The 23,415-nt window shown below is 71.0% G+C and carries 24 protein-coding genes and 1 riboswitch; of the genes, 11 read left to right on the forward strand and 13 right to left on the reverse strand.

The annotated features are described in order from the left end of the window. Window positions 1-5: 5 nt before the first annotated feature. Together ACIBW9_RS07945 and bioB are read right to left on the reverse strand one after the other, a co-directional pair. On the reverse strand, window positions 6-1,286 hold the full coding sequence (locus ACIBW9_RS07945; RefSeq protein ID WP_398952405.1) for an adenosylmethionine--8-amino-7-oxononanoate transaminase: 1,281 nt from the start codon (window positions 1,284-1,286) through the stop codon (window positions 6-8). Further along, window positions 1,279-2,472, reverse strand: coding sequence for a biotin synthase BioB (bioB, locus tag ACIBW9_RS07950; RefSeq protein WP_398952407.1), 1,194 nt, complete (start codon window positions 2,470-2,472; stop codon window positions 1,279-1,281). Before bioB ends, ACIBW9_RS07945 begins: the two co-directional genes overlap by 8 nt. A 147-nt stretch (window positions 2,473-2,619) precedes the next feature. On the opposite strand from bioB, the gene ACIBW9_RS07955 reads away from it, so the two are divergent. Further along, on the forward strand, window positions 2,620-3,756 hold the full coding sequence (locus ACIBW9_RS07955) for an 8-amino-7-oxononanoate synthase (protein WP_398952409.1): 1,137 nt from the start codon (window positions 2,620-2,622) through the stop codon (window positions 3,754-3,756). Window positions 3,757-3,825: 69 nt separating this feature from the next. Here ACIBW9_RS07955 and ACIBW9_RS07960 read toward each other — a convergent pair whose 3' ends face one another. After that, window positions 3,826-4,053, reverse strand: coding sequence for a DUF397 domain-containing protein (locus tag ACIBW9_RS07960; RefSeq protein WP_398952411.1), 228 nt, complete (start codon window positions 4,051-4,053; stop codon window positions 3,826-3,828). Between the two features lie 9 nt (window positions 4,054-4,062). Then, the gene (locus ACIBW9_RS07965) at window positions 4,063-4,923 is read right to left on the reverse strand and encodes a helix-turn-helix domain-containing protein (protein ID WP_398952413.1); all 861 of its coding nucleotides are present in this window, start codon (window positions 4,921-4,923) and stop codon (window positions 4,063-4,065) included. Window positions 4,924-5,136: 213 nt separating this feature from the next. Between ACIBW9_RS07965 and ACIBW9_RS07970 the strand changes: the two genes are divergently transcribed. Next, window positions 5,137-5,595: an ATP-binding protein gene (locus ACIBW9_RS07970; RefSeq protein WP_398952415.1), complete on the forward strand. Its 459-nt coding sequence runs from the start codon at window positions 5,137-5,139 to the stop codon at window positions 5,593-5,595. A gap of 103 nt (window positions 5,596-5,698) precedes the next feature. On the opposite strand, the gene ACIBW9_RS07975 is transcribed toward ACIBW9_RS07970, so the two are convergent. The 3 genes from ACIBW9_RS07975 to ACIBW9_RS07985 form a co-directional block, all read right to left on the reverse strand. Further along, a complete protein-coding gene (locus ACIBW9_RS07975; protein ID WP_398952417.1) occupies window positions 5,699-6,172 on the reverse strand; it encodes a C40 family peptidase in 474 nt (157 codons plus the stop codon). A 3-nt stretch (window positions 6,173-6,175) separates the two neighbouring features. Further along, window positions 6,176-6,387: riboswitch (cyclic di-AMP (ydaO/yuaA leader) on the reverse strand. A 338-nt stretch (window positions 6,388-6,725) separates the two neighbouring features. After that, window positions 6,726-7,034 carry a hypothetical protein gene (locus ACIBW9_RS07980; RefSeq protein ID WP_398952419.1) on the reverse strand — a complete coding sequence of 103 codons (309 nt, stop codon included), beginning with the start codon at window positions 7,032-7,034 and terminating at the stop codon, window positions 6,726-6,728. A gap of 7 nt (window positions 7,035-7,041) precedes the next feature. Beyond that, window positions 7,042-7,677, reverse strand: coding sequence for an ATP-dependent Clp protease proteolytic subunit (locus tag ACIBW9_RS07985; protein WP_398952421.1), 636 nt, complete (start codon window positions 7,675-7,677; stop codon window positions 7,042-7,044). Window positions 7,678-7,740: 63 nt separating this feature from the next. On the opposite strand from ACIBW9_RS07985, the gene ACIBW9_RS07990 reads away from it, so the two are divergent. Continuing rightward, window positions 7,741-8,028, forward strand: coding sequence for a type II toxin-antitoxin system Phd/YefM family antitoxin (locus ACIBW9_RS07990; protein ID WP_398952423.1), 288 nt, complete (start codon window positions 7,741-7,743; stop codon window positions 8,026-8,028). A gap of 68 nt (window positions 8,029-8,096) precedes the next feature. On the opposite strand, the gene ACIBW9_RS07995 is transcribed toward ACIBW9_RS07990, so the two are convergent. After that, window positions 8,097-9,110 (reverse strand): ABC transporter permease, encoded by a 1,014-nt coding sequence (locus ACIBW9_RS07995; protein WP_398952425.1) that lies wholly within the window; start codon window positions 9,108-9,110, stop codon window positions 8,097-8,099. Window positions 9,111-9,224: 114 nt separating this feature from the next. Between ACIBW9_RS07995 and ACIBW9_RS08000 the strand changes: the two genes are divergently transcribed. The 8 genes from ACIBW9_RS08000 to ACIBW9_RS08035 all read left to right on the forward strand — a co-directional run bounded on the left by ACIBW9_RS08000 (window position 9,225) and on the right by ACIBW9_RS08035 (window position 16,283). Beyond that, complete coding sequence (locus tag ACIBW9_RS08000) at window positions 9,225-9,875, forward strand: TetR/AcrR family transcriptional regulator (RefSeq protein ID WP_398952427.1); 651 nt, start codon at window positions 9,225-9,227, stop codon at window positions 9,873-9,875. An 87-nt stretch (window positions 9,876-9,962) separates the two neighbouring features. Continuing rightward, a complete protein-coding gene (locus tag ACIBW9_RS08005) occupies window positions 9,963-10,265 on the forward strand; it encodes an urease subunit gamma (RefSeq protein ID WP_010355509.1) in 303 nt (100 codons plus the stop codon). A 10-nt stretch (window positions 10,266-10,275) separates the two neighbouring features. Next, window positions 10,276-10,587 carry an urease subunit beta gene (locus ACIBW9_RS08010; RefSeq protein WP_398952430.1) on the forward strand — a complete coding sequence of 104 codons (312 nt, stop codon included), beginning with the start codon at window positions 10,276-10,278 and terminating at the stop codon, window positions 10,585-10,587. Beyond that, window positions 10,580-12,301 carry an urease subunit alpha gene (locus tag ACIBW9_RS08015; RefSeq protein ID WP_398952432.1) on the forward strand — a complete coding sequence of 574 codons (1,722 nt, stop codon included), beginning with the start codon at window positions 10,580-10,582 and terminating at the stop codon, window positions 12,299-12,301. The genes ACIBW9_RS08010 and ACIBW9_RS08015 overlap by 8 nt, the downstream gene beginning before the upstream one ends. Continuing rightward, window positions 12,301-12,975, forward strand: a complete 675-nt coding sequence (locus tag ACIBW9_RS08020; RefSeq protein WP_398952434.1) for an urease accessory protein UreF — start codon at window positions 12,301-12,303, stop codon at window positions 12,973-12,975. The genes ACIBW9_RS08015 and ACIBW9_RS08020 overlap by 1 nt, the downstream gene beginning before the upstream one ends. Window positions 12,976-13,115: 140 nt before the next feature. Further along, window positions 13,116-13,793 (forward strand): urease accessory protein UreG, encoded by a 678-nt coding sequence (gene ureG, locus ACIBW9_RS08025; protein WP_398952436.1) that lies wholly within the window; start codon window positions 13,116-13,118, stop codon window positions 13,791-13,793. Beyond that, window positions 13,781-14,548 carry an urease accessory protein UreD gene (locus ACIBW9_RS08030; protein ID WP_398952438.1) on the forward strand — a complete coding sequence of 256 codons (768 nt, stop codon included), beginning with the start codon at window positions 13,781-13,783 and terminating at the stop codon, window positions 14,546-14,548. The genes ureG and ACIBW9_RS08030 overlap by 13 nt, the downstream gene beginning before the upstream one ends. A 139-nt stretch (window positions 14,549-14,687) precedes the next feature. Next, a complete protein-coding gene (locus tag ACIBW9_RS08035; protein WP_398952440.1) occupies window positions 14,688-16,283 on the forward strand; it encodes an alpha/beta hydrolase in 1,596 nt (531 codons plus the stop codon). Between the two features lie 68 nt (window positions 16,284-16,351). Here the strand turns inward: ACIBW9_RS08035 and ACIBW9_RS08040 are convergent, their stop codons facing one another. The 5 genes from ACIBW9_RS08040 to ddaH all read right to left on the reverse strand — a co-directional run bounded on the left by ACIBW9_RS08040 (window position 16,352) and on the right by ddaH (window position 23,256). Next, on the reverse strand, window positions 16,352-17,083 hold the full coding sequence (locus ACIBW9_RS08040; RefSeq protein ID WP_398952442.1) for a lysophospholipid acyltransferase family protein: 732 nt from the start codon (window positions 17,081-17,083) through the stop codon (window positions 16,352-16,354). Between the two features lie 262 nt (window positions 17,084-17,345). Then, window positions 17,346-18,575: a PP2C family protein-serine/threonine phosphatase gene (locus ACIBW9_RS08045; protein ID WP_398952444.1), complete on the reverse strand. Its 1,230-nt coding sequence runs from the start codon at window positions 18,573-18,575 to the stop codon at window positions 17,346-17,348. A 69-nt stretch (window positions 18,576-18,644) separates the two neighbouring features. Continuing rightward, entirely contained in the window at window positions 18,645-21,107 is a 2,463-nt protein-coding gene (locus tag ACIBW9_RS08050) for a SpoIIE family protein phosphatase (RefSeq protein ID WP_398952446.1), read from the reverse strand. A 119-nt stretch (window positions 21,108-21,226) separates the two neighbouring features. Further along, entirely contained in the window at window positions 21,227-22,447 is a 1,221-nt protein-coding gene (gene rocD / locus ACIBW9_RS08055) for an ornithine--oxo-acid transaminase (RefSeq protein WP_398952448.1), read from the reverse strand. Then, window positions 22,444-23,256, reverse strand: coding sequence for a dimethylargininase (ddaH, locus tag ACIBW9_RS08060; protein ID WP_398952450.1), 813 nt, complete (start codon window positions 23,254-23,256; stop codon window positions 22,444-22,446). The genes rocD and ddaH overlap by 4 nt, the downstream gene beginning before the upstream one ends. Window positions 23,257-23,415 lie beyond the last annotated feature (159 nt).

The following is a 23,415-nucleotide window of genomic DNA, read 5'->3' on the forward strand; positions in this document are numbered from 1 at the left end:
CGTTCTCATCCCTCCCGCGCCGCCGCGCACACCGCGCGCGCGATCCGTGCCACGTCGGCGTCCCCGGTGACGTACGGCGGCATCGTGTAGATCAGGTCGCGGAACGGCCGCAGCCACACGCCCTCGCGCACGGCCGCGTCCGTCGCCGCCTTCATGTCGACGGCGTGGTCCAGCTGCACGACCCCGATGGCGCCGAGGACCCGTACGTCCTGCACGCCCGGGAGGTCGAGGGCCGGTGCCAGCCCGTCCCGCAGTCCCGTCTCGATCCGTTTGACCTCGCCGAGCCAGTCCTGGCCGAGCAGCAGCTCGATCGAGGCGCAGGCGACGGAAGCGGCCAGGGGGTTGCCCATGAAGGTCGGGCCGTGGGCCAGGACGGGCACCTCGCCCTGTGAGATGCCGTCGGCCACGCGGGACGTGCACAGGGTCGCCGCCATCGTCAGATAGCCGCCGGTCAGCGCCTTGCCCACACACATCACGTCCGGCGTCACGGCCGCGTGGTCGGCCGCGAACAGGGCGCCCGTGCGGCCGAACCCGGTCGCGATCTCGTCGAAGACCAGCAGCACGTCATGCGCGTCGCACGCCTCCCGCAGCACCCGCAGATACGCGGGGGAGTGGAAGCGCATCCCGCCCGCGCCCTGGACCACGGGCTCGACGATCACGGCGGCCAGTTCGTCGGCGTGCCGCTCGATCGCCGAGCGCAACCGCTCCGCGTACGACTCCTCGTACTCGGCCGGGGGCGCGTCCACGAACACCTGGCGCGGCAGCACCCCGCTCCACAGCTCGTGCATCCCGCCCTCGGGGTCGCACACCGACATGGGCTGCCAGGTGTCGCCGTGATAGCCGCCGCGCCAGGTCAGCAGCCGCTGTTTGCCGGGGCGGCCCAGTGAACGCCAGTACTGAAGGCACATCTTGGCCGCGACCTCGACCGACACCGACCCGGAGTCGGCGAGGAAGACATGCTCCAGACCGTCGGGCGACATGCCGACAAGGTGCTTTGCGAGCCGGACGGCGGGCTCGTGGGTGAGCCCGCCGAACATCACATGGCTCATCCGGCCGAGCTGCTCGCGCGCGGCCTCGTTGAGCACCGGGTGGTTGTAGCCGTGGATGGCCGACCACCAGGACGACATGCCGTCGACCAGTTCGCCCGAGCCGTCCGCGAGCCGCAGCCGTACCCCGCTCGCCGATTCGACGACGAGCGGTTCGACGCGGCCGGGCATGGGCCCGTACGGATGCCAGACGTGCCGCCGGTCGAGCTCCAGAAGTTCGGAGACGGGCAGGTCAGGCATTGGGCGCGAGGTCCGTGCCGACGCCGCGGTGGCGCATGGCGACCAGGTCGGTGCGGGGCTCGGCCGCGGGCGCCGGGGCAGCCGTACCGCAGACGCCGCCGTCCGCGTGCGAACCGCACCCGCCGTCCTGGTGGGAGCCGCAGCCCGCCCCGGCGTGCGAACCACAGCCGCCGCCCGACGTGACCCGGTGCTCCGGCAGCGTCACCTCGCCGGCGCCCTCCACCTCGAAGCCGGCGTCCGCGATCATCTCCAGGTCGGCCTTGCCGGCCTGGCCCTCGCTGGTCAGGTAGTCGCCGAGGAAGATCGAGTTGGCCAGGTTCAGGGCCAGGGGCTGCATGGTGCGCAGATGCACCTCGCGGCCGCCGGCGATGCGCACCTCGACGTCCGGGCACACGAACCGCACCATCGCCAGGATCCGCAGGCAGCGCTGCGGGGTGAGGTGCCACTCCTTGGCGAGCGGGGTGCCCTCCATCGGGATCAGGAAGTTCACCGGCACCGAGTCCGGGTCCAGCTCGCGCAGCGAGAAGACCACGTCCACCAGGTCCTCGTCGCTCTCGCCCATGCCCGCGATCAGACCGGAGCAGGCGGACAGACCGGCCGCGTGCGCCTTGTTCACGGTGTCCACCCGGTCGGCGTACGTGTGCGTGGTCGTGATGTCCCCGTACGTCGCCTCGGACGTGTTCAGGTTGTGGTTGTAGGCGTCCGCGCCCGCCTCGCGCAGCCGCTCGGCCTGGCCCTCGGAGAGCAGACCGAGACAGGCGCACACCTCGACGCCCTCGTTCTGCTCCTTGATCGCCTTGATGGTGCCGGCGACCCGGTCCACGTCCCGGTCGGTCGGCCCGCGCCCGGACGCCACCAGGCACACCCGCTTGGCGCCACCCGCAAGACCGGCCGCCGCGGCCTGCGAGGCCTCGTCCGGCTTGATCCAGGTGTACTTCAGGATGTCGGCCTTGGAACCGAGCCGCTGGGAGCAGTACGAGCAGTCCTCCGGACACAGTCCGGACTTCAGGTTGACGAGGTAGTTGAGTTTCACCCGTCGGCCGAACCAGTGCCGGCGCACCTTTCCGGCCGCGGCCACCACATCGAGCACGTCGTCGTCGGAAGTGGCGAGGACGGCCAGAGCTTCCTCGCGGGTCGGCAGCTCGCGCCGAAGCCCCTTGTCCACCAGCGTGTTCAGCAGGTCCATGAGAGCCGATCCTGTCTTACGGAAGCGCTCCCGGCCAAGGAGAGAATGAACAACAGGGACACTTCGTCGTGTGTGTATTGCCACACCATGGGGTGCGACCGGTCCGGCTAGTGTCTGTCCACTGCCTACAAAAGCCCCGGAGGAGTCATGGCGTTCGGCTGGATCGACGAACAGGCGCGGCTGCGGCGCCGCGCCGGACTCGTACGGACCCTGCGCCCGCGGCCGGCCGACTCCCCGCTGCTGGACCTCGCGAGCAACGACTACCTGGGCCTGACCCACCATCCGGCCATTGCCGAGGGTGCGGCGGAGGCCGCGCGGACCTGGGGCGGCGGCTCGACCGGCTCTCGACTGGTCACCGGTACGACGGAACTCCACACCGAGCTGGAGCACGAGCTCGCCGACTTCTGCGGCTTCGAGGCGGCACTCGTCTTCTCCTCCGGCTACGCGGCCAACCTCGCCGCGGTCACCGCGCTGGCCCCGCACGGTTCGCTGATCGTCTCCGACGCGGGCAACCACGCCTCCCTCATCGACGGCTGCCGGCTGGCCCGGGGCACCACCCAGGTCGTCGGACACGCCGACCCGGAGGCGGTGCGCAAGGCGCTGCAGACACACGAGGACAGTGCGGCGACCGCCGTCGTCGTCTCCGACACGGTCTTCTCGGTCGACGGCGACGCGGCCCCGCTGGCCGAGCTGGCCGCCGTCTGCCGGGAGCGCGGCGCGGGACTGCTGGTCGACGACGCGCACGGCCTCGGCGTCCTCGGCGACGGCGGCCGCGGCGCCCCGTACGCGGCGGGCCTCGCGGGCGCCGACGACGTGGTCGTGACCGCCACGCTGTCCAAGTCGCTCGGCAGCCAGGGCGGAGTCGTCCTCGGCCCCGCCCGGGTCATCGACCACCTCGTCAACGCGGCCCGCACCTTCATCTTCGACACGGGCCTCGCGCCCGCCGCCGCGGGCGCGGCCCTGGCGGCACTGCGACTGCTGCGCCGCGAGCCGGAGCGTGCGGCACGCGCGCGTGCCGTCGCCGCCGAACTGCACGCACGCCTGACCGCCGCGGGTCACGAGGCGGTACGACCGGACGCCGCGGTGGTCTCCGTGCGGGCTCCGTCCCCGGAGGGGGCCGTGCAGTGGGCGGCCGACTGTCGTACGGCAGGCCTCGCCGTGGGCTGCTTCCGTCCTCCTTCCGTGCCCGACGGCGTCTCAAGGCTCAGGCTGACCGCCCGCGCGGACCTCTCCGAGGCGCAGATCGAACGCGCTGTACGTGTGATCGGCGAGACGCGACCATGAGTCGGCGTGACACGGCCGTGTGCCGCACGATGTGGAACTGATCGGAACTGACCAGGCCGATCGGGACGGTCAGGACCTGAATGCGGCCGTGAAGTCCGTCCAGCTCTCGGGGGAGAGGAGCAGGGCGGGCCCGGCCGGGTCCTTGGAGTCGCGCACGGCGAGCAGCCCGGCCCAGGGGCCGGAGAGCGGCCGTGCCGTCTCGACGCAGTTGTTCGCACCCGTGCTGTAGCTGCTGCGCAGCCACTGCACGTCATGCAGATCGGTACTGGAAGGTACGTTCCGAGGCAGTGCTGACATGGTGCCTCCTTACGCGCCGGCACCTATCCCGGCGATGTAATCCAACGAGTCCTCGGGCGAAAGGGCGTGGATCTGAAGGGCGTTGAAGGCCTCGGTGTAGGCCCGGAGGTCTTCTTTCCGTTCGAGGTAGAGGCTACTCGTCAAGTGGTCGAGAACAACCACGTCCAGATCGGAAGTGCTCGAAAATGAGAAGATTACGAAAGGTCCAGTGACGCCGACATGTGCCCCGGCAGCGAACGGCAGTACCTGAAGCCGCACTTGAGGCAGCCGCGCCGCCTCCAGGAGCCGCTCGAGCTGCTGCTTCATGACGTCGGGGCCGCCGATCTCCCGGCGCAGCACCGCCTCGTCCAGTACCGCGCTCAGCTCCAGCGGCGGATCCGAACGCAGTACGTCCTGCCTGGCCAGCCGCACCTCGACCAGGGCGTCCAGCCGTTCGTCGTCCAGCCCGCCGACCGCCGCCCGGGTCACCGCACGTGCATAGGCGGGCGTCTGGAGCAGGCCGGGCACGACGGACGTCTCCAGCGTGCTCATCGCGCTCGCCTGGGACTCCAGACTGATGAAATCGCGGTAGGTCGGCGGCAGTACCCCGCGATAGGCGTGCCACCAGTGATGCCGGCCGCCTCCCTCGTCGGAGCCCGCCAACACCAGGAGCAATTCACGGAGTTGGCCGTCCGCCACGGCGTAGGCGTCCAGGAGTAACCGCACATCGGCCGGTTTCACCCCGCTGGCGCCGGTCTCGATCCGGCTCACCTTCGACTGGTGCCAGCCCACGAGCCGGGCGGCCTCACCACTGGTGAGCCCCGCGCTCGTGCGCAACGCACGCAGTTCGGCGCCCAGTTTCCGGCGGCGCACCGCGGGACCGTGTTGCATGCGCTTCTCCTTACTCCTTCCGTGCCACCCAAATACGGTCTCCCGTCGCAGAGTTCACCGCTTTGAGGGACAGATATATGCATATCTTGGTGGATCGCCACCCGTGACGGGCGCGGTAATGGCAGTCTGGCGACGAAGCACCAGTCCGGGACCGTACTCGAACCATCCGCTCCGTGTCGGACTCCGGTCCCGTGGGAAAGGGACGACCTCGCCATGGCAGACCATTTGGAAGCATCCGTCACTCTGCCGAGCGATCCCGCCTCGGTCTCCGCGGCCCGCGGCTTCGTGGTCACCACGCTGGCCGAGTGGGGACTGCCGGCGGACACGGAGGCCGCCGAGACCATCCGCCTCGTCGTCTCCGAACTCGCCACCAACTCGGTACAGCACACCTTCGGTCAGTCACCCACCTTCACGGTGGACATCGAACTCCACCGTGACGAGCAGCTCCGCATCGGTGTCACCGACAGCCATCCCCGTTTCCCCAAGCGCCTGCCCGCCGCGGTGCAGCAGGACAACGGCCGGGGGATGGTGATCATCCGCTGGCTGGCTGCGGAATGCGGTGGCCGACTGCATGTCCGCCCCACGCGCGAGGGCGGCAAGACGGTCACCATCGAACTCCCGTGGACCGTACCGGCCCAGCCGGTGACGGCAGCGGGGCAGCAGGAGCCGTAGTCGCTCAACCGTGCCCGGCAACTGCGCCCGGGAGCGCTCCGGTGCCGCTTGATGCCCCGCGGGGGCGGCGGCGTGTCAGGTTGCCGTCGCCCCCGCGGGAGAGTCAGCTGACCCGGCCGTACCACACGCTGGACGTCCAGATCTTCTGCAGCTTGACGACGTCCCCGGTCTTCGGGGCGTGCCAGATCTTCCCCTTCCCGGCGTAGATGCCGACGTGGTAGACGTTGGAGCCCGAGTGGAAGAACACCAGGTCTCCGGCCTTGCGGCTCTTCGCGGAGATGTGCTTCGTCTTGTTGTACTGCTGGGCCGCCGTACGGGGCAGGGTCTTGCCCGCCTTCTTGAACGAGTACAGCGTGAGCCCTGAGCAGTCGAACCGGCGCGGCCCCGAGGCGCCCCACTTGTACGGGGAACCCTTTTTGGAAGCCGCGATCTGGAGTGCCTTCGTCGCCATGGTGGCTGCCGAGGCGTCGGAGGCGACACCCGGGACCACGATGGAGCCGCCCACTGCGGCGATGGTGAGGGCCGAGGCCGTACCGGCCCGGACCATCAGCGACGGGACACGATTGAGCGCAGTCATGCGCAACCCTTCGTCAGCCGCCTGTGAAGGATGACCTGTCGGATTCGGGCTGGCGAAGTTGCCCGGCCGCTGACGCGGCTTCACCCCAAGGGCTGCTCGACCCGGTCATGGCGTGACCGTTCCGGCGACCCGTCTTGCTTGGGTCCTCCACTCCTGCCGATCCACTCCTGTCGACCGGTCATCCGGGCGGCGGCAGGACTCGGCGTCCGCCCGGATCGCCCCGCCGCTGCGGCGGGGGCTTGTCGTCAGACAGGGATCTTCACCCATACAAGTCCGAAAATCCCAATGGAACCGGGGGTTTGTGTCGTTACTCACCACTCACCCGTTCGGGTGGACACCCCTGTGTTCGAGGGCGCGTTGAGGCCCCCGGGGAGGCTCGGACCAGCACCGGAGCACCAGAAGCCGGTCTCGGGGCGGGCGCCTTGCGCAACCCTGACGGTCGCGAAAAAGGAGCCGCGACTACGCCGAATGGGGGTACCTCTTTTGGTCCGTTTGACCTCCGGTCCGGACGCTCCGCCGACAGAACGGAAGGTCCGGACCGGCCGTACATGCGTCAACTGCCGGACTCGGGCGGCACCGTGACCCGGGCGGTGCGCCGCTCCCCGTCGAGCACCCGCAGAGCGCGCCCCAGCGTCGGGGCGTGCAGTTCCGTCTCGCCCCGCTGGTGCATCAGCGCCAGGGCGTCGCGCAGCTGGGCCGCCTTGCTCACCAGCGCCTGCGCGGCCCGCAGCCCGCGGTACGTGTCGCCGTGCTGCGCCGGATTGATGCGGCCGAGCAGGTCGACCACGTCGAGGTAACGGTCGATCAACTCGCCCTCGGCGCGGGTGAGGGCGGGCAGCGGTGGAAGTTCGGGTGGGAGCACCGGCCGCTCACCGCCCGGTGGGCGGGGCGAGGGTGGCCTTGCGGCTGGGGATGATCCGGTCCACCAGGCCGTATTCCACGGCTTCTTGGGCGCTCAGGATCTTGTCCCGCTCGATGTCCGCCGCGACTTGCTCCGGGCTGCGTCCCGTGTGCCGTACGAGCATCTCCTCCAGCCGGGATCGCATCCGGCCCAACTCAGCGGCCTGGATGGCCAGATCGCCGGCCTGCCCCTCGACGGGCTCGGCCAGGAGCGGCTGATGGATCACCACGCGCGCGCCCGGCAGCGCGAACCGCTTGCCCGGCGTGCCCGCCCCGAGCAGCACCGCGGCGGACGAGCCGGCCTGCCCCAGGCAGATCGTCTCCACGTCGCAGCCGACGTACTGCATGGTGTCGTAGATCGCCGACATCGCGGTGAACGAGCCGCCGGGGGAGTTGATGTAGAGCGAGATGTCCTGGTCCGGGGCCTGGTACTCGAGGTGCATGAACTGGGCCATCACATCGTTCGCCGAGGTGTCGTCGATCGGCGTCCCGAGAAAGACGATCCGCTCCTCCAGCAGCTTGGAGTACGGATCCATCGTCTTGGTGCCGGAGCTGGTGCGCTCGGTGAACTCGGGCAGGACGTAACGGGCGGACGGTCGGGTCATCGGTACCCCTCCTTCTGCGTCTGTAAAAAATGTACAGGACGTACATGACGTTATGATGGGGGTATGGCCTACGAGATTCCGGTGACGCAAGCCAGGGCTGAGCTCGCCGATCTGATCAACCGGGTGGTGTACGGCGGTGAGCGCGTCGTCGTGACACGGCACGGAAAGCCCCTCGTCGCCCTGGTCTCCGCCGCTGACCTGGAGCGACTGGAGGAGCTGCAGGAAGTCCCGGAGCCCGCCGAGGAACAGGTGATCAGCGCGGTCTCCACGGTCCGGGAGGTGGCGTCCGCTCCCCGCGAACAGCAGCGCTTCGGTATCGCGGCGCACCACCGCGGGACCGGCGCCTCCTAGGCGACGCAAAGACCGTGCGCCCCCGTCCGCTGCAGCGGGGGTGCACGGTCGCTCGGTGCTACGGAGGGTCAGCCGACGGGGGCGAGGTTCCGCTCTGCGGCGGGCGCGGCGGTCTTCGTCCGCACCTTGAGGGCATGGCCGAGCAGTACGGCGCCCAGGCCCACGAGAGCCCACCAGGTGAGGGTCAGGGCGGGGCCGGTCGCTGCCGCGCCGTCGAAGAACGACACCGAGCGGAGCAGGGTCGTCCCCGCGCCCGGCGGCAGCCACTGGCCGATCGTGCCGACCGGCTCGGGCAGCAGCTGCGGGGCCGAGGGTGCGCCCGAGAAGGGGTTGCCGAACAGCATCACGGTGCCCGCGGCGATCCCGATGCCCGCCTGTCCGAACAGCGCGCCGAGCCCTGCGACCGCGGCGCTCACGGCCAGCGTCGCCAGGCCCAGTACGCCGGCCTCCGCCCACCAGTCGCCGGTGAGCACCCCGAGCCAGCTGTGCGCGATACCGGCCGCGGCCGCGCCGACCAGCGATGCGGCCCCGATCAGCGCGGCCACGGCGCGCGGACCGCGCAGTCCCGTCATGGTCACCACCGAGCCGGCCGCGATCCCGGCCAGGGCCAGCGGCAGCACGCTGGCGCTGAGGGCCGCACCGCGAGGGTCGTTCGCCGGGGCGGCCACGACGTCGACCGTACGGATCTGTGTGCCCTCGGCGGCCGCGTGCCCGGCCACCGCCTGCCGCAGCAGCTGGGCGACGGTCGGGCTCGCGGCCGAGGCGGTGAGCAGCTCGGGGCCCTGGGGCGTGACGACGACCGCGCCGTATACGGTCCGGTCCTCGATGGCGTCCCGGGCGGCGGCCTCGTCGGCGTAGCGGTGGATCTCGAACGCGCCCTTGTTCTGCTCCAGTTGCCTCTCCACCTGGGCCGTCGCGGCCGTGGGGCCGGCCACGCCGAGCGGCAGGTCGCGGGGTGCGGTACGCGCGGCGGGCCAGGCGAAGGCCCACAGTGCCAGGGCGGCGAGCAGCGGGACAAGGACGAGGACCGCGATCGGGCCGCGGGTTCGTGTCCTTGCGGGGGTGGTGGACGTGGCGGACATGGCTTCCTCTCCGGACGGAGTTAAAAAGAAGGATCGTTCGTTTTAGGTGTGCCGCCACCGTCCTGCCATCCGGGGCCACTTGTCAAGAAGGAACGTTCGTTTTACTTTGGGACCATGGCCCGTGTATCCCAGGAACACCTCGACGCCCGCCGCCGGCAGATCCTCGACGGCGCCGCACTGTGCTTCGCACGCAACGGCTTCCACGCCACGTCCATGCAGGACGTCCTGAAGGAGGTCGACCTCTCCGCGGGCGCCGTCTACCGCTACTTCAGCGGCAAGGAGGAGCTGATCGCCGCGATCGTCGCGGAAGTGCTCGGCCAGGTCCACAAGGCCTTCGAGGAGGAGGCCCGCACCAGCCCGCCCCCGCTTCCGGACCGCCTGGTGTCCTCGGTGCTCGGCCGTGTGCTCGCGGCCAAGGAGTCACTGACCGTGGACGGGCGGCCCGCCTTTCCGGGGCTCGTCGTCCAGGTGTGGGCGGAGACCCTCCGCAACGAGGAACTCGCGGTCCTGCTGCGTGAGGGCTACGGCGCGGTGCGGGAGACCTGGGGGCGGATCGTCGAGTCGTACCAGGAAGCCGGGATGATGCGGTCGGACGTGTCCCCGGACGACGTGGCCCGCACGATGATGGCGGCCGTCATGGGCTTCCTCGCGCAGCAGGCCCTGTTCGGGCCCGCTTCCGGCGACGTCCTGCGCGATGGTCTACGTGCGTTGATGAGCGTGCAGGATCACAGCTCGGTTAACTTGCTTGAAACTCGGTCCAACTAGCCTGCCGATCCACGCCACCAGGGACTTTGCCCCGTGGCTGCGGCAACCGGACCCCGCACGGTCCGGGCGAGGACTGTGAGGTGGGACGTGCAACTGACCCCGCACGAGCAAGAGAGGCTGCTCATCCATGTGGCGGCCGACGTCGCCGAGAAGCGCCGGGCCCGCGGGCTCAAGCTCAACCACCCCGAGGCGGTCGCCCTCATCACCTCGCACATCCTCGAAGGCGCCCGTGACGGCCGTACGGTCGCCGAGCTCATGGCCTCCGGGCGCAAGCTCCTGACCAGGGACGACGTCATGGAGGGCATCCCCGAGATGATCCACGACGTCCAGGTCGAGGCGACCTTCCCCGACGGCACCAAGCTCGTCACCGTCCACGACCCGATCGTCTGAGGGGGCCTCGATGATTCCCGGCGAGATCCTGTTCGCGGACGAGCCCGTTGTGTACAACGACGGCCGCGAGGTCACCCGGCTGACCGTGCTCAACGCCGCCGACCGGCCCGTCCAGGTCGGCTCCCACTACCACTTCGCCGAGGCCAACCCCGGCCTGGACTTCGACCGCGCCGCCGCCCGCGGCAAGCGGCTCAACATCGCCGCGGGTACGGCCGTGCGCTTCGAGCCCGGGATCCCCGTCGACGTCGAACTCGTCCCGCTGGCCGGCGCCCGTGTGGTGCCCGGGCTGCGCGGGGAGACCGGAGGTGCCCTCGATGCCTGAGATCTCGCGTGCCGCGTACGCCGACCTGTTCGGCCCCACCACCGGCGACCGCATCCGGCTCGCCGACACCGATCTGATCGTCGAGATCGAGGAGGATCGTTCCGGCGGCCCCGGACTCGCCGGTGACGAGGCCGTCTTCGGCGGCGGCAAGGTCATCCGGGAGTCCATGGGCCAGTCCCGTGCCACGCGTGCGGAGGGCACCCCGGACACCGTCATCACGGGTGCGGTGATCATCGACCACTGGGGGATCGTCAAGGCGGACGTCGGCATCCGTGACGGCCGGATCACCGGGATCGGCAAGGCCGGCAACCCCGACACCATGGACGGCGTCCACCCCGACCTGGTCATCGGCCCCGAGACCGAGGTCATCGCGGGCAACGGGCGGATCCTGACCGCCGGCGCCATCGACGCGCACGTCCACTTCATCTGTCCGCAGATCGCCGACGAGGCGCTGTCCGCCGGCATCACCACGCTGGTGGGCGGCGGCACCGGACCGGCCGAGGGCTCCAAGGCGACCACGGTCACGCCCGGCCCCTGGCATCTCGCGCGGATGCTGGAGGCGATGGAGCAGTACCCGCTCAACATCGGCTTCCTCGGCAAGGGCAACACCGTCTCGCAGGAGGCGATGCTGTCGCAGATCCGCGGCGGCGCACTGGGGCTCAAACTCCATGAGGACTGGGGCTCGACGCCCGCCGTCATCGACGCCTCGCTGACCGTGGCGGACCAGACAGGCATCCAGGTCGCCATCCACACGGACACGCTGAACGAGGCCGGGTTCGTGGGCGACACGCTCGCCGCGATCGGTGGGCGCGGCATCCACGCCTACCACACCGAGGGTGCGGGCGGCGGGCACGCGCCGGACATCATGACCGTCGTCTCCGAGCCGCATGTGCTGCCGAGTTCCACGAACCCCACGCGGCCGTTCACCGTGAACACCGCCGAGGAACACCTCGACATGCTGATGGTGTGTCACCACCTCAACCCGGCGGTGCCCGAGGACCTGGCGTTCGCCGAGTCGCGGATCCGGCCGTCCACCATCGGGGCCGAGGACATCCTGCACGACCTGGGCGCCATCTCGATCATCTCGTCCGACGCCCAGGCCATGGGGCGCGTCGGCGAGGTCATCATGCGGACCTGGCAGACGGCGCATGTGATGAAGCGGCGGCGAGGAGCGCTGCCGGGCGACGGCCGCGCGGACAACCGGCGGGTGCGGCGGTACGTGGCCAAGTACACGATCAATCCCGCGCTCGCGCAGGGACTGGCCCGGGAGGTCGGCTCGGTGGAGACCGGAAAGCTCGCCGACCTCGTGCTGTGGGAGCCCGCGTTCTTCGGGGTCAAGCCGCACCTGGTCGTCAAGGGCGGGCAGATCGCCTACGCGCAGATGGGCGACGCCAACGCGTCCATCCCGACGCCGCAGCCGATCCTGCCGCGGCCGATGTACGGGGCGATCGGGCGGGCGCCCGCCTCGAACTCCTTCAACTTCGTGGCGCCGCTCGCCATCGAGGACGGGCTGCCGGAGCGGCTCTCGCTCGGGAAGCGGTTCGTCGCGATCGAGTCGACGCGTGGGGTCACCAAGGCCGACATGCGGGAGAACGACGCGCGGCCCCGGGTGCAGATCGATCCCGACAGCTTCGCCGTGCACATCGACGGGGAACTGGTCGAGGCGACGCCCGCTGCCGAACTGCCCATGGCCCAGCGGTACTTCCTCTTCTGATGTCCAGGGCAGCTCTTCTCGTCCTGGCCGACGGGCGCTTTCCCGCCGGAGGGCATGCGCACTCCGGCGGGGCCGAGGCGGCCGTGAAGGCCGGGCGGATCAGTGGGGCCGCGAGCCTGGAGTCCTTCTGCCGGGGGCGGTTGCACACGGCGGGGCTGGTTGCGGCCTCGTTGGCGGCCGCCGCCGTGCTCGGCGTGGATCCTGTGGCTCTGGACGCGGCCGCGGATGCGCGGACGCCGTCGCCCGCGTTGCGGGTCGCCGGGCGGAAGCTGGGGCGGCAGTTGATGCGTGCCACTCGGGCCGCCTGGCCCTCGGCTGAACTCGACGCACTGGCGCGGGAGTTCCCCAAGGGGGCGCATCAGCCGGTGGTGCTCGGGGTGGCCGCTCGGGCGGCGGGCTTGGAGGCCGTGGATGCGGCCTACTGTGCGGCGTACGAGAGTGTCAGTGGGCCGGCCAGTTCGACGGTGCGGTTGTTGAGTCTTGATCCGTTCGATGCGACGGGGGTGCTGGCTCGGCTGGCGCCGGAGGTCGATCTTGTTGCGGATCGGGCGGTGGAGGCGGCGCGGGCGGTTGTCGACGAGGGGGTCGATGCGGTGCCTGCGGCTTCCGCGCCGTTGCTGGAGATTTCCGCGGAGGTGCATGCCGGCTGGGCTGTGCGGTTGTTCGCCTCGTAGTTTCTTTCGCCCCCGCCGCCCCTTCCCGTTCCCGAACCTGGGGGCTCTGCCCCCAGACCCCCCTTTTCGGCCTGAACGGCCTCGTCCTCAAACGCCGGACGGGCTGGGATGCGCCGTGCTGAAGTATTGGAGCCGTAGTCATGCATCTGGATCACAGCCACCACGGGCCTGCCGCCGTCAGCGCCGACGCTCGTCGTCCGGACGGGTCGCGGCGGGCCCTGCGGATCGGGCTCGGTGGGCCCGTCGGGTCGGGCAAGACCGCCACCGTGGCGGCGTTGTGCCGGGCCCTGCGCGACGAGCTGTCCCTCGCCGTCGTCACCAATGACATCTACACCCGCGAGGACGCCGAGTTCCTGCTTCGGGAAGCCGTGTTGCCGCCCGAGCGGATCACCGCCGTGGAGACGGGGGCCTGTCCGCACACCGCGATCCGGGACGACATCTCCGCCAATCTGGAGGCGGTGGAGGACCTGGAGGACGAGGTCGGGCCGCTGGATCTGATCCTGGTCGAGTCCGGTGGGGACAATCTCACCGCCACCTTCTCCAAGGGACTCGTCGACGCCCAGATCTTCGTCATCGACGTGGCCGGTGGTGACGACATTCCGCGCAAGGGCGGGCCGGGGGTGACCACGGCCGATCTGCTCGTCGTCAACAAGACCGACCTCGCGCCGTACGTCGGTTCCGACCTCGGGCGGATGGCCGCCGACGCCAAGGCGCAGCGGGCCGAACTGCCCGTCGTCTTCCAGTCGCTCAGGAGCGAGGCCGGGGTGAGGGACGTCGCCGGGTGGGTGCGGGCGCAGCTCGCCGCGTGGACGGCGTGACCGTGAGCGGGGTGCGGGCCACCGCTCGGATCGTCGCCCGGGAGGACGGAAGAGGCGGCACGGCCCTGCCCGTGCTGCAGGGGGAGGGGCCGCTCGCGCTGCGGCGGACTCGGAGCAGTGGTGCCGAGGCGCGGGTCATGCTCGTCGGGGCGATGAGCGGGCCGCTCGGCGGGGACGAGTTCGCCGTCGAGGCCGAGGTGGGCTGCGGGGCACGGCTGCGGGTCGGGTCGGCCGCCGCCACCATCGCGCTGCCCGGTCAGGCCAAGGGCGAGGCCCGCTACGACGTACGGCTCGACGTCGCCGACGGCGGCGAACTCGACTGGCTGCCCGAGCAGTTGATCTCCGCGCACGGGAGCGACCTGCATGTCAGGACGCGGGTCGAGCTCGGCGGCACCGCCCGGCTCGTGCTGCGCGAGGAACAGGTGCTCGGACGGGCCGGCGAGCAACCCGGGCGGCTGACCAGTCGTCTTACGGTACGCGTCGAGGGGCGGGTGATCCTCGACCAGGAGCTGGCCTGCGGGCCCGGAGCGCCGGGCGGCTGGGACGGCCCGGCCGTGCTAAGCGGACACCGGGCCGTGGGACAACTGGTCGTCGTACGGCCCGAGTTCGGGGTGGAGCCCGTGGCGGCCCGGGTGCTGGGGGAGGGTGCCGTGGTGATGCCGCTCGCCGGGCCCGCCGTGCTCGTCGGCGCCGTGGCGGACGACGCCCTGCGGCTGCGGCGGGTGCTGGACGAGGCGCTGGCCGCCGTGGCGTGAGGTTCCGCTGAGCGGGACAGCGTCACCGTTTATCGGATTGGTAAAGAAGGTCAACGACCCCTGTTCTCGGCATGTTCACAGCCGAAAGGATCGCCCCTGACATTCGCAATGACGTTGGGGGAGGTCCCACTTGAGGGATATGAGGCGAAATAAGCGGGCCGCCGCGCTCGGCTCGGCCGGTGTGCTCGCCGCGGCGACGCTCATAGCCGGTGCCGTCGCGGCGCCGAGTGCGAGCGCGACCGCCGGCCCGCGGTCAGGGCAGGACCGCGAGGCCCGCGGTGCCGCCATCGCGGCCGAGCGGGCCGCCAAGGCCGGGATCGACTGGCAGGACTGCCCCGCCGACTGGGGTTTTGAGAAGCCCATCCAGTGCGGGTACGTCAGCGTCCCGGTCGACTACGCGCACCCGTACGGCAAGCAGATCAAGCTGGCCGTCGACCGCATCGGCAACACGGGGACGAAGGAGGAGCGCCAGGGCGCGCTCGTCTACAACCCGGGCGGCCCCGGCGCTTCCGGCATGCGCTTCCCACGCCGGGTCACGACCAAGAACCCGGTGTGGGCCAACGTGGCCAAGGCGTACGACTTCGTGGGCTTCGACCCGCGCGGTGTCGGCCACTCCGCGCCGATCTCCTGCATCGACCCGCAGGAGTTCGTGAAGGCGCCCAAGGCCGACCCGGTGCCGGACTCCGAGGCCGACAAGCAGGCCCAGCGCAAGCTGGCCGCCGAGTACGCCAAGGGCTGCGCCGAGCGCACCGGCAAGGCGATGCTCTCGCAGATGACCACGCCCAACACGGTGCGCGACCTGGACGTGATCCGTGCCGCGCTCGGTGAGAAGAAGCTCAACTACCTGGGCGTCTCCTACGGCACCTACATCGGCGCCGTCTACGGCACCATGTTCCCGGGCCATCTGCGCCGAATGATCGTGGACAGCGTCGTCAACCCGTCGCGGGAGAAGATCTGGTACCAGGCCAACCTGGACCAGGACGTCGCCTTCGAGGGCCGCTGGAAGGACTGGGAGGACTGGGTCGCCGCCAACGACGCCGCCTTCCACCTCGGCACCACGCGTGACGCGGTCCAGGCGAAGTGGCTCGAGCTGCGCGCCACCGCCAAGAAGAGCCCGCTCGGCGGGGTCGTCGGCCCGGCCGAGCTGATCTCCTTCTTCCAGAGCGCCCCGTACTACGACTCCTCGTGGGTGCCGGTCGCCACGGCGTTCAGCAAGTACTTCGCCGGCGACACCCAGGCGCTGGTCGACGCGGCCGCCCCCGACATGTCCGACACCGCGGGCAACATCACCGCGGAGAACGGCAACGCCGTCTACACGGCCGTCGAGTGCACCGACGCCAAGTGGCCCACCAGCTGGAAGAAGTGGGACAAGGACAACACCGAGCTCAACAAGAACTACCCGTTCATGACCTGGGCCAACGCCTGGATGAACCTGCCGTGCGCCACCTGGCCGGTCAAGCAGCAGACCCCGGTGAACGTCAGGACTCACAAGGGCCTGCCGCCGGTCATGATCGTGCAGTCCACGCATGACGCCGCCACCCCCTACGACGGCGCCGTCGAACTGCACAACCGCTTCAAGGGCTCCCGTCTGATCACCGAGAAGGACGCGGGCTCGCACGGTGTGACCGGCCTGGTCAACCCGTGCATCAACCAGAGGGTGGACGACTACCTCCTGAGCGGCAAGCTGGACACCGCGGACGTGACCTGCACCCCGCACGCCACGCCCAAGCCGTAACCGGCAGCGGTACGACGTGAGGGGCGGCCGGAACACTCCGGCCGCCCCTTCCGCGTGCTCAGCCCGTCCTAGCCCAGCGGCATCCGCGGGAAGCGGCGCTCCTTGTCCGCGGCGCCCGCCGCCTCCGCCTGCTGCGCCTTGACGACGGCAGCGTACTCGTCCACGTACTCCTGCTCGGACAGCGACAGGATGGCGTACATGATCTCGTCGGTGATGGCGCGCAGGATCGCCTTCTCGTTCTCCATGCCGGCATAGCGGGAGAAGTCGAGGGGCTTGCCGAAGCGGATGACGACGGGGTGGATGTTCGGGATGACCTTGCCGGGCGGCTGCGCCTCGAAGGTGCCGATCATCGCGCAGGGGATCACGGGCACCTGGGCCCGAAGGGCCATCACCGCCACCCCGACCTTGCCCTTGTACAGGCGGCCGTCGTGCGAGCGGGTGCCCTCCGGGTAGATGCCGAGCAGTTCGTTCTTGCTCAGTACGCCGAGGCCCTCGCGGATGGCGGCCTGGCCCGCTTCCTTGCCGGTGCGGTCGACCGGGATCTGCCCTGCGCTGCGGAAGAAGGCCGCGGTGAGGCGGCCCTTGATGCCGGGACCGGTGAAGTACTCCTTCTTCGCGAGGAAGGTGATGCGGCGCTTGAGGATGGCCGGCATCAGGAAGTGGTCCGAGAAGGACAGATGGTTGCCGGCGACGATCGCCGGACCTTCGGCCGGTACGTGTTCGAGGCCTTCGATGCGAGGCCGGAAGACCAGTCTCAGCAGAGGTCCCAACAACACGTATTTGAGCACGTAGTAGAACAAAAGGTCGCTCCTCACTCCGGCGGATCGCCTGGGCCGCCGCGTTCCAGCAGGTCAACCGGCGTGTCGTGGGGTCGCCAGTCTATGTGCAGGCGCAGTTCGCCGGAACACGGCGGACGCCGCGTCGCGCGCGTGGGGACAACTGCCGCACCAGCCTCCAGTTACCGACTGGTAGACAGCAACCTGATGACACATCATGGCGCGATCGCGTTCAACTGCTGGCGGACGCCCGGTTCTTGCGGCGCGCCGCCGCGTCTGCCTCCTCTCACAACCGCACGATGACCAGGGCGGTGTCATCGGTCGCACCTCCCGGCGGCAGCAGCTCCAGCAGGACCGCGTCGGCCAGCTGTTCGGGGTCCTCGGTGCGGTGGCGGGCGAGCGCGTCGGCGAGGCGGGCCAGGCCGGTGTCGATGTCCTCGCGTCTGCGTTCGATCAGGCCGTCGGTGTAGAGGACGAGGGTGGCGCCCTCGGCGTACCGCGTGCAGGCCTGGGGTCTCGGCATCGGGTCGGGCCGGGCGTCGAGCGGCGGGTCGGTGGCCTGGTCGAGGAACTCGATACGGCCGTCGGCGTGCACGAGGACCGGCGGGGGGTGCCCGGCGCTGCTGTAGGTGATGGTGTGCTCGTCGAAGTCGATGAACGTCGTGACGGCGGTGGCGGACTCGGCGCCGTCGACCACGTGCGCATACCGCCCCAGGACGTTCAGCGCCTCGGCCGGACCCTCGGCGACCCGGGAGGCGGCGCTCAGCGCGCTGCGCAGCTGGCCCATGACCCCGGCGGCCGCGAGACCGTGCCCGACCACGTCGCCCACCGCCACGCCGATGCGATGGCCGCCCACCAGGTCGACCAGGTCGTACCAGTCGCCGCACACGTTGAGCGAGCCGACGGCGGGCCGGTAGCGCACGGCGGCGTGCTGGTGGCGGGCCTGCCGGCGGGCGGGCAGCATCGCCTCCTGCAGTGCGATGGCCACCTCGCGCTCGCGGGCGTGGGCCTGCCGGAGCCGCTCGTTGAGGTCCTGCAGTTCGCGGGCGCGGGTGTACAGCTCGGCCTCGAGCACCCGGGCCCGGCTGCTCCGCGGACTGCCCCTGGCCTTGATCAGCTCGGTGACCTCCTCGACGCGGTGCACCAGCAGCATCACCTTGCCGTCCGGGCCGAGCACCGGCGCGTTGACCGGGCTCCAGTAGCGCTCCTCCCACTCACCGGGCCGGTCGGGGTTCTCGACGTCGTAGCGCTGCAGAGCCATGGCGTCGCGCTCACCGGTCTCCAGGACCCGCTGCAGCGAGGCCTCGAGATTGCGCATGCCGGAGGCCGTGGAGTCGTTCGGGTTGTCGGGGAAGACGTCGAACAGATAGCGCCCGACGACCTGCTCGCGGGTGCGCCCGGCCACCCGCAGGAACTCCTCGTTGGCGTCCGCGAACACCAGCTCGGGCGTCAGCAGCGCCACCATCCCCGGGAGGCACTGGAACACTCCCGCGTAGTCGATCGCCCCATCGTTCATGGCTGCCGCCTCACCGCCGGGTTCACGTCATTTTCCCACGTGATGCGGCGTATGTGCGGTACCGGTGTGTCAGGCCGGGGGATCCGTCAGGGACTGCTCGGCCCAGATGACCTTCCCCTCGGGGACGAAGCGGGTGCCCCAGCGCTGGGTGAACTGCGAGACCAGCAGCAGCCCGCGGCCGCCCTCGTCGGTGGTGCGCGGATGGCGCAGATGGGGGGCGGTGGCGCCGCCGTCGGAGACCTCGCAGATCAGGGCGCGTTCCCTGATCAGGCGGAGCCGGATGGGGCCTTCGGCGTGCCGGATGGCGTTGGTGACCAGCTCGCTGACCACGAGTTCCGTGGTGAAGGCCAGCTCCTCCAGGCCCCACTCGGTCAGCTGCCGGGCGGCTTCCTTGCGGGCGTCGGCGACGACGGCCGGGTCGGCGGGCAGGTCCCAGTCGGCGACCTGGTCGGCGCCCAGCAGCCTGGTGCGGGCCATCAGCAGGGCCACGTCGTCGTCCGGGCGGTCCGGGATCAGCGCGTCGACCACGGCCCGGCAGCGCAGGTCGAGCGGGGTCGCCATCCGTTCCAGGGCCCGGCGCAGTCGGTCGCGGTCCGCGCCGGCCGGCCGGTCGTCGCCCTCGCGGGCCAGCAGCCCGTCGGTGTGCAGGGCGAGCGTGCTGCCCTCGGCGAGCACCAGCTCCACCGCCTCGAAGGGCCGCCCGCCCACGCCGAGCGGTGGTCCCTGCGGCAGGTCCACGAAGCTGACGGTGCCGTCGGGCAGCACGACGGCGGGCGCGGGGTGGCCGGCCGCGGCCATCGTGCACTGTCCGTCGACGGGGTCGTACATGACGTAGACACAGCCGGACCCCGCGACCTGCACGTCGACGTCCTCCGGAGCGTCCGGGTCGCCGCCCTCCTCGCGCCCGGTCAGTGCGGCCAGGTCGTCCAGGTGCGCAAGGACCTCCTCGGGCGGCAGATCCAGCGCCGCCAGGGTGCGTACGGCGGTTCGCAGGCGCCCCATGGCCGCGGCCGCGTCGATGCCGTGCCCCGGCACCTCACCCACGACGAGCGCCACGCGGGCGCCGGACAGCGGGATGAGGTCGTACCAGTCGCCGCCCAGGCCGGTCAGCTCGTCGGCCGGCCGGTAGCAGGCGGCCACTTCCACGGCGTCCTGTTCGGGCAGCCGGCGCGGGAGCAGGCTGCGCTGCAGCACCAGCGCGGCATTGCGTTCGCGGGCGTAGCGGCGGGCGTTGTCCACGCAGACCGCGGCCCGGGAGACCAGGTCCTCGGCCAGGCTGAGGTCGTCCTCGTCGAAGGGCTCCTGACGCCGGCGCCGGAAGAACGTGGTGACGCCGAGGGTGACGCCCCGGGCGCGGACCGGCACGACCATCACCGTGTGCAGCCCCAACTCAAGGAACGTGGCCGTCCGGTCGCCGGGCAGGTCGGTGGCCCACTCCCGGGCCAGCGGGTCGAGCCGCTCCTCGCGCCAGGACAGGCCGGTGGCCAGGGAGCGGATCGGGGGCGATACGGGCAGATAGGCGGCCACCGCGCCGATCTCCACGACGGCTTCGGGGACGCCCGGGTTCACCGACTGGTGCCCGGCCCGCCGCAGCGGCACCGCCTCCGTGGGGCTGAGCGGTCCGGCCGGGGGCTCCGCGCCGCGCAGCACCCACTCCAGCAGGTCGACGCAGACGAAGTCGGCGCAGCCCGGCACGGCCACGTCGGCCAGTTCCTGTGCGGTCCGCACGATGTCCAGGCTGCGGCCGATCTGCTCGCCGGCCCGGTCGAGCAGGGCCAGCCGCTGCCGGGCGCGGTGCCGCTCGGTGATGTCGACGACCGTGTAGTAGACGCCCATCGGATGGCCGTGGTCGTCCTCGAGGCGGGTGAACGACATCATGTGTGCCGTCTCCCGGAGCGGCGCGGATCGCACATGGCCGACGTGCTCGTAGCCGACCACCGGCTGCCCGGTCTCCAGCACGCGCTGCATCTGTGCCTCGATGCCCTCGGAGTCGATGCCCGGCTGGATCTCCGCCAGCCGTCGTCCCAGCCGCTCCGCGGGGGAGCCGCCGCCGAACCGCTCCAGGGCCGCGTTCGACCAGACGCACCGCAGATCCGCGTCCACGACCGCTATGCCGACGGGGGAGCCGGTCACCATCTGCTCCAGCACCGCACGGCTCATGTCCCAGCCGCGTGCCCCGGCCATGTCGGAGAGCAGCACCAGCCACTGCGCCCCACCGCCCGGCCCCACCGCCGGGGTGATCCGGACCATCACCCGGACCTGGTGCCCGTCCTTGTGCCGGGCGGTCAGCAGCCCGGCCCAGCCGCCTTCCCGGCGGCACCGCTCGGCCACCTCGGGCACCCGTGCGGCATCCTCCGCGGCCAGCAGGCCGGTCACCGGGGTGCCGACCACCTCGGAGGCGGTGTAGTCCAGCAGCCGCCGGGCGTCCCGGGTCCAGCTGGTCACCACGCCCTGGGCGTCAAGCAGCAGAGGCGCGGCATCGGCCACGTCGAACCGCTGCCGGGCAAGGTCCTGCTCCTCGTCAGTGCCCACGGCCGACCTCTCTGTCGCTGAGAGTGGTCTACCACCTCTTGTCCCCATCTTCACCCTCCGGGCAACCGGTGAGGACGCAGAGAAAACGGGGAGCGGGGTCCGGCCGCTCCCCGCCCCGGTCAGGAACCCAGGACCTTCTCCAGCGCCCCGAGCGCGGACTCCAGCTCCTCGCCGGTGATCGTCAGCGGCGGCGCCAGCCGGATGGTGGAGCCATGGGTGTCCTTGACCAGGACCCCCTCGCGCTGGAGGCGTTCGCTGATCTCGCGGCCGGTGCCGATGGCCGGGTCGATGTCGACACCCGCCCACAGGCCGCGGGCGCGGAAGCCGGCGACACCCTTGCCGAGCAGGGCGGCCAGCCCCCCGCGCAACACCACGCCCAGCTCGGCCGCCCGGCGCTGGTACTCGCCCGTCTCCAGCAGGTCCACGACGGCCGTGCCGACCGCTGCCGCGAGCGGGTTGCCGCCGAACGTCGAGCCGTGCTCACCCGGACGCAGTACGCCGAGCACGTCCCGGCGGGCGACCACCGCGGAGACCGGGACGATGCCGCCGCCCAGCGCCTTGCCCAGCAGCAGGACGTCCGGGGCGACACCCTCGTGCTCGACGGCGAGCGTGCGGCCGGTGCGGCCGAGGCCTGACTGGATCTCGTCCGCGATGAACAGACAGCCTTTGCGGCGGGTCAGCTCGCGCACCCCGCTCAGATAGCCCTCGTCGGGGATGACGACCCCCGCCTCGCCCTGGATGGGCTCGATCAGCACCGCGGCCGTCGTCTCGTCGACCGCCGCCTCCAGCGCCGCCAGGTCGTTGTACGGCACGATCCGGAAGCCCGGCGTGAAGGGGCCGAAGCCCGCCCGTGCGGTCTCGTCCGTGGAGAAGCTGACGATCGTCGTCGTACGGCCGTGGAAGTTCTCCGCCGCCACCACGATCGTCGCCCGGTCGGCGGGGACGCCCTTGACCTCGTACGCCCACTTGCGGGCCACCTTGATGCCGGACTCGACGGCCTCGGCGCCCGTGTTCATCGGCAGCACCATGTCCAGGCCGGTCAGCCCGGCCAGCCGCTCGGCGAACTCGGCGAGCCTGTCGTTGTGGAAGGCGCGCGAAGTGAGCGTGAGGCGGTCCAGCTGGTCGTGGGCCGCCTGGACGAGCGCCGGGTGACGGTGGCCGAAGTTGAGGGCCGAGTAGCCGGCCAGCATGTCGAGGTAGCGGCGGCCCTCGACGTCCTCCACCCAGGTGCCCTCGGCGCGGGCGACGACCACGGGCAGCGGGTGGTAGTTGTGCGCCAGGACCGGTTCCTCGGCGCGGATGAGGTCGGCGGACGAACGCGTGGTCACGGGAGCGGTCATGAACGGATCTCCTGGGTGCAGCACTTGATGCCGCCGCCTGCCTTGCGGAACTCGGACAGGTCGACGGGTACGGGGACATAACCGCGGTCGGCGAGAGCGCCGGCGAGGGACTCGGCCTGGGGCGCGATGAAGACGTTGCGGCCGTCGGAGACGGAGTTGAGGCCGAAGGCCAGCGCGTCGTCCAGGGTGGCGAGCACCGCGTCCGGATACAGCCGGGCCAGGACCTCGCGGCTGCCCGGGGAGAACGCCTCCGGGTAGTAGGAGATGTTGTCGTCGTCCAGGACGAACAGCGCGGTGTCCAGGTGGTAGAAGCGCGGGTCCACCAGCGTCAGGCTGATCACCGGGTGGCCGAAGAACTCCTGCACCTCGCGGTGCGCCTCGCGGGTCGTACGGAACCCGGTGCCGGCCAGGACGTAGCGGCCCGTCCAGACCAGGTCGCCCTCGCCCTCGCAGACGGCCTCGGGTCGGTGGACGTCGAAGCCGGCCGCCTTGAACCAGGTGTCGTAGTGGGTGGACTCCGGGCGCCGCTCGGGCGCGTGGAAGAGGGAGCCGAAGACACGGCCGTCCACGACGACCGCCGAGTTCGCGGCGAAGACCATGTCCGGGAGACCGGGGGCCGGCTCCAGGGTGTCGACGGTGTGGCCATGGGCCCGGTAGGCGCCGATCAGCGTCTGCCACTGCTCCTGGGCCAGGTCCACGTCGACGCGGACGTCGGGTTGCATCCAGGGGTTGATCGCGTACTGCACGGCGAAATGTCTGGGTTCGCAGACGAGGAAGCGCCGCCGGCGCGGCACACGGGATTCGGACACAGAGGGGTTCCTCCGCTTCCTGCGGTGTCGAGGGTGGGTTGACACCAAGGTAGGAAGTGACGGAGCAGCGCCACAAGGAAGGAGAATTGCGTGTCCGCGCAGGAATGCTGCGTCTTCGGTCGGTTCTGCGCAGCGATGCTGCGTGTTCGGGCGTTTATT

The sequence above is a fragment of the Streptomyces sp. NPDC049541 genome (genome assembly GCF_044465725.1).
Classification (GTDB): Bacteria; Actinomycetota; Actinomycetes; order Streptomycetales; family Streptomycetaceae; genus Streptomyces.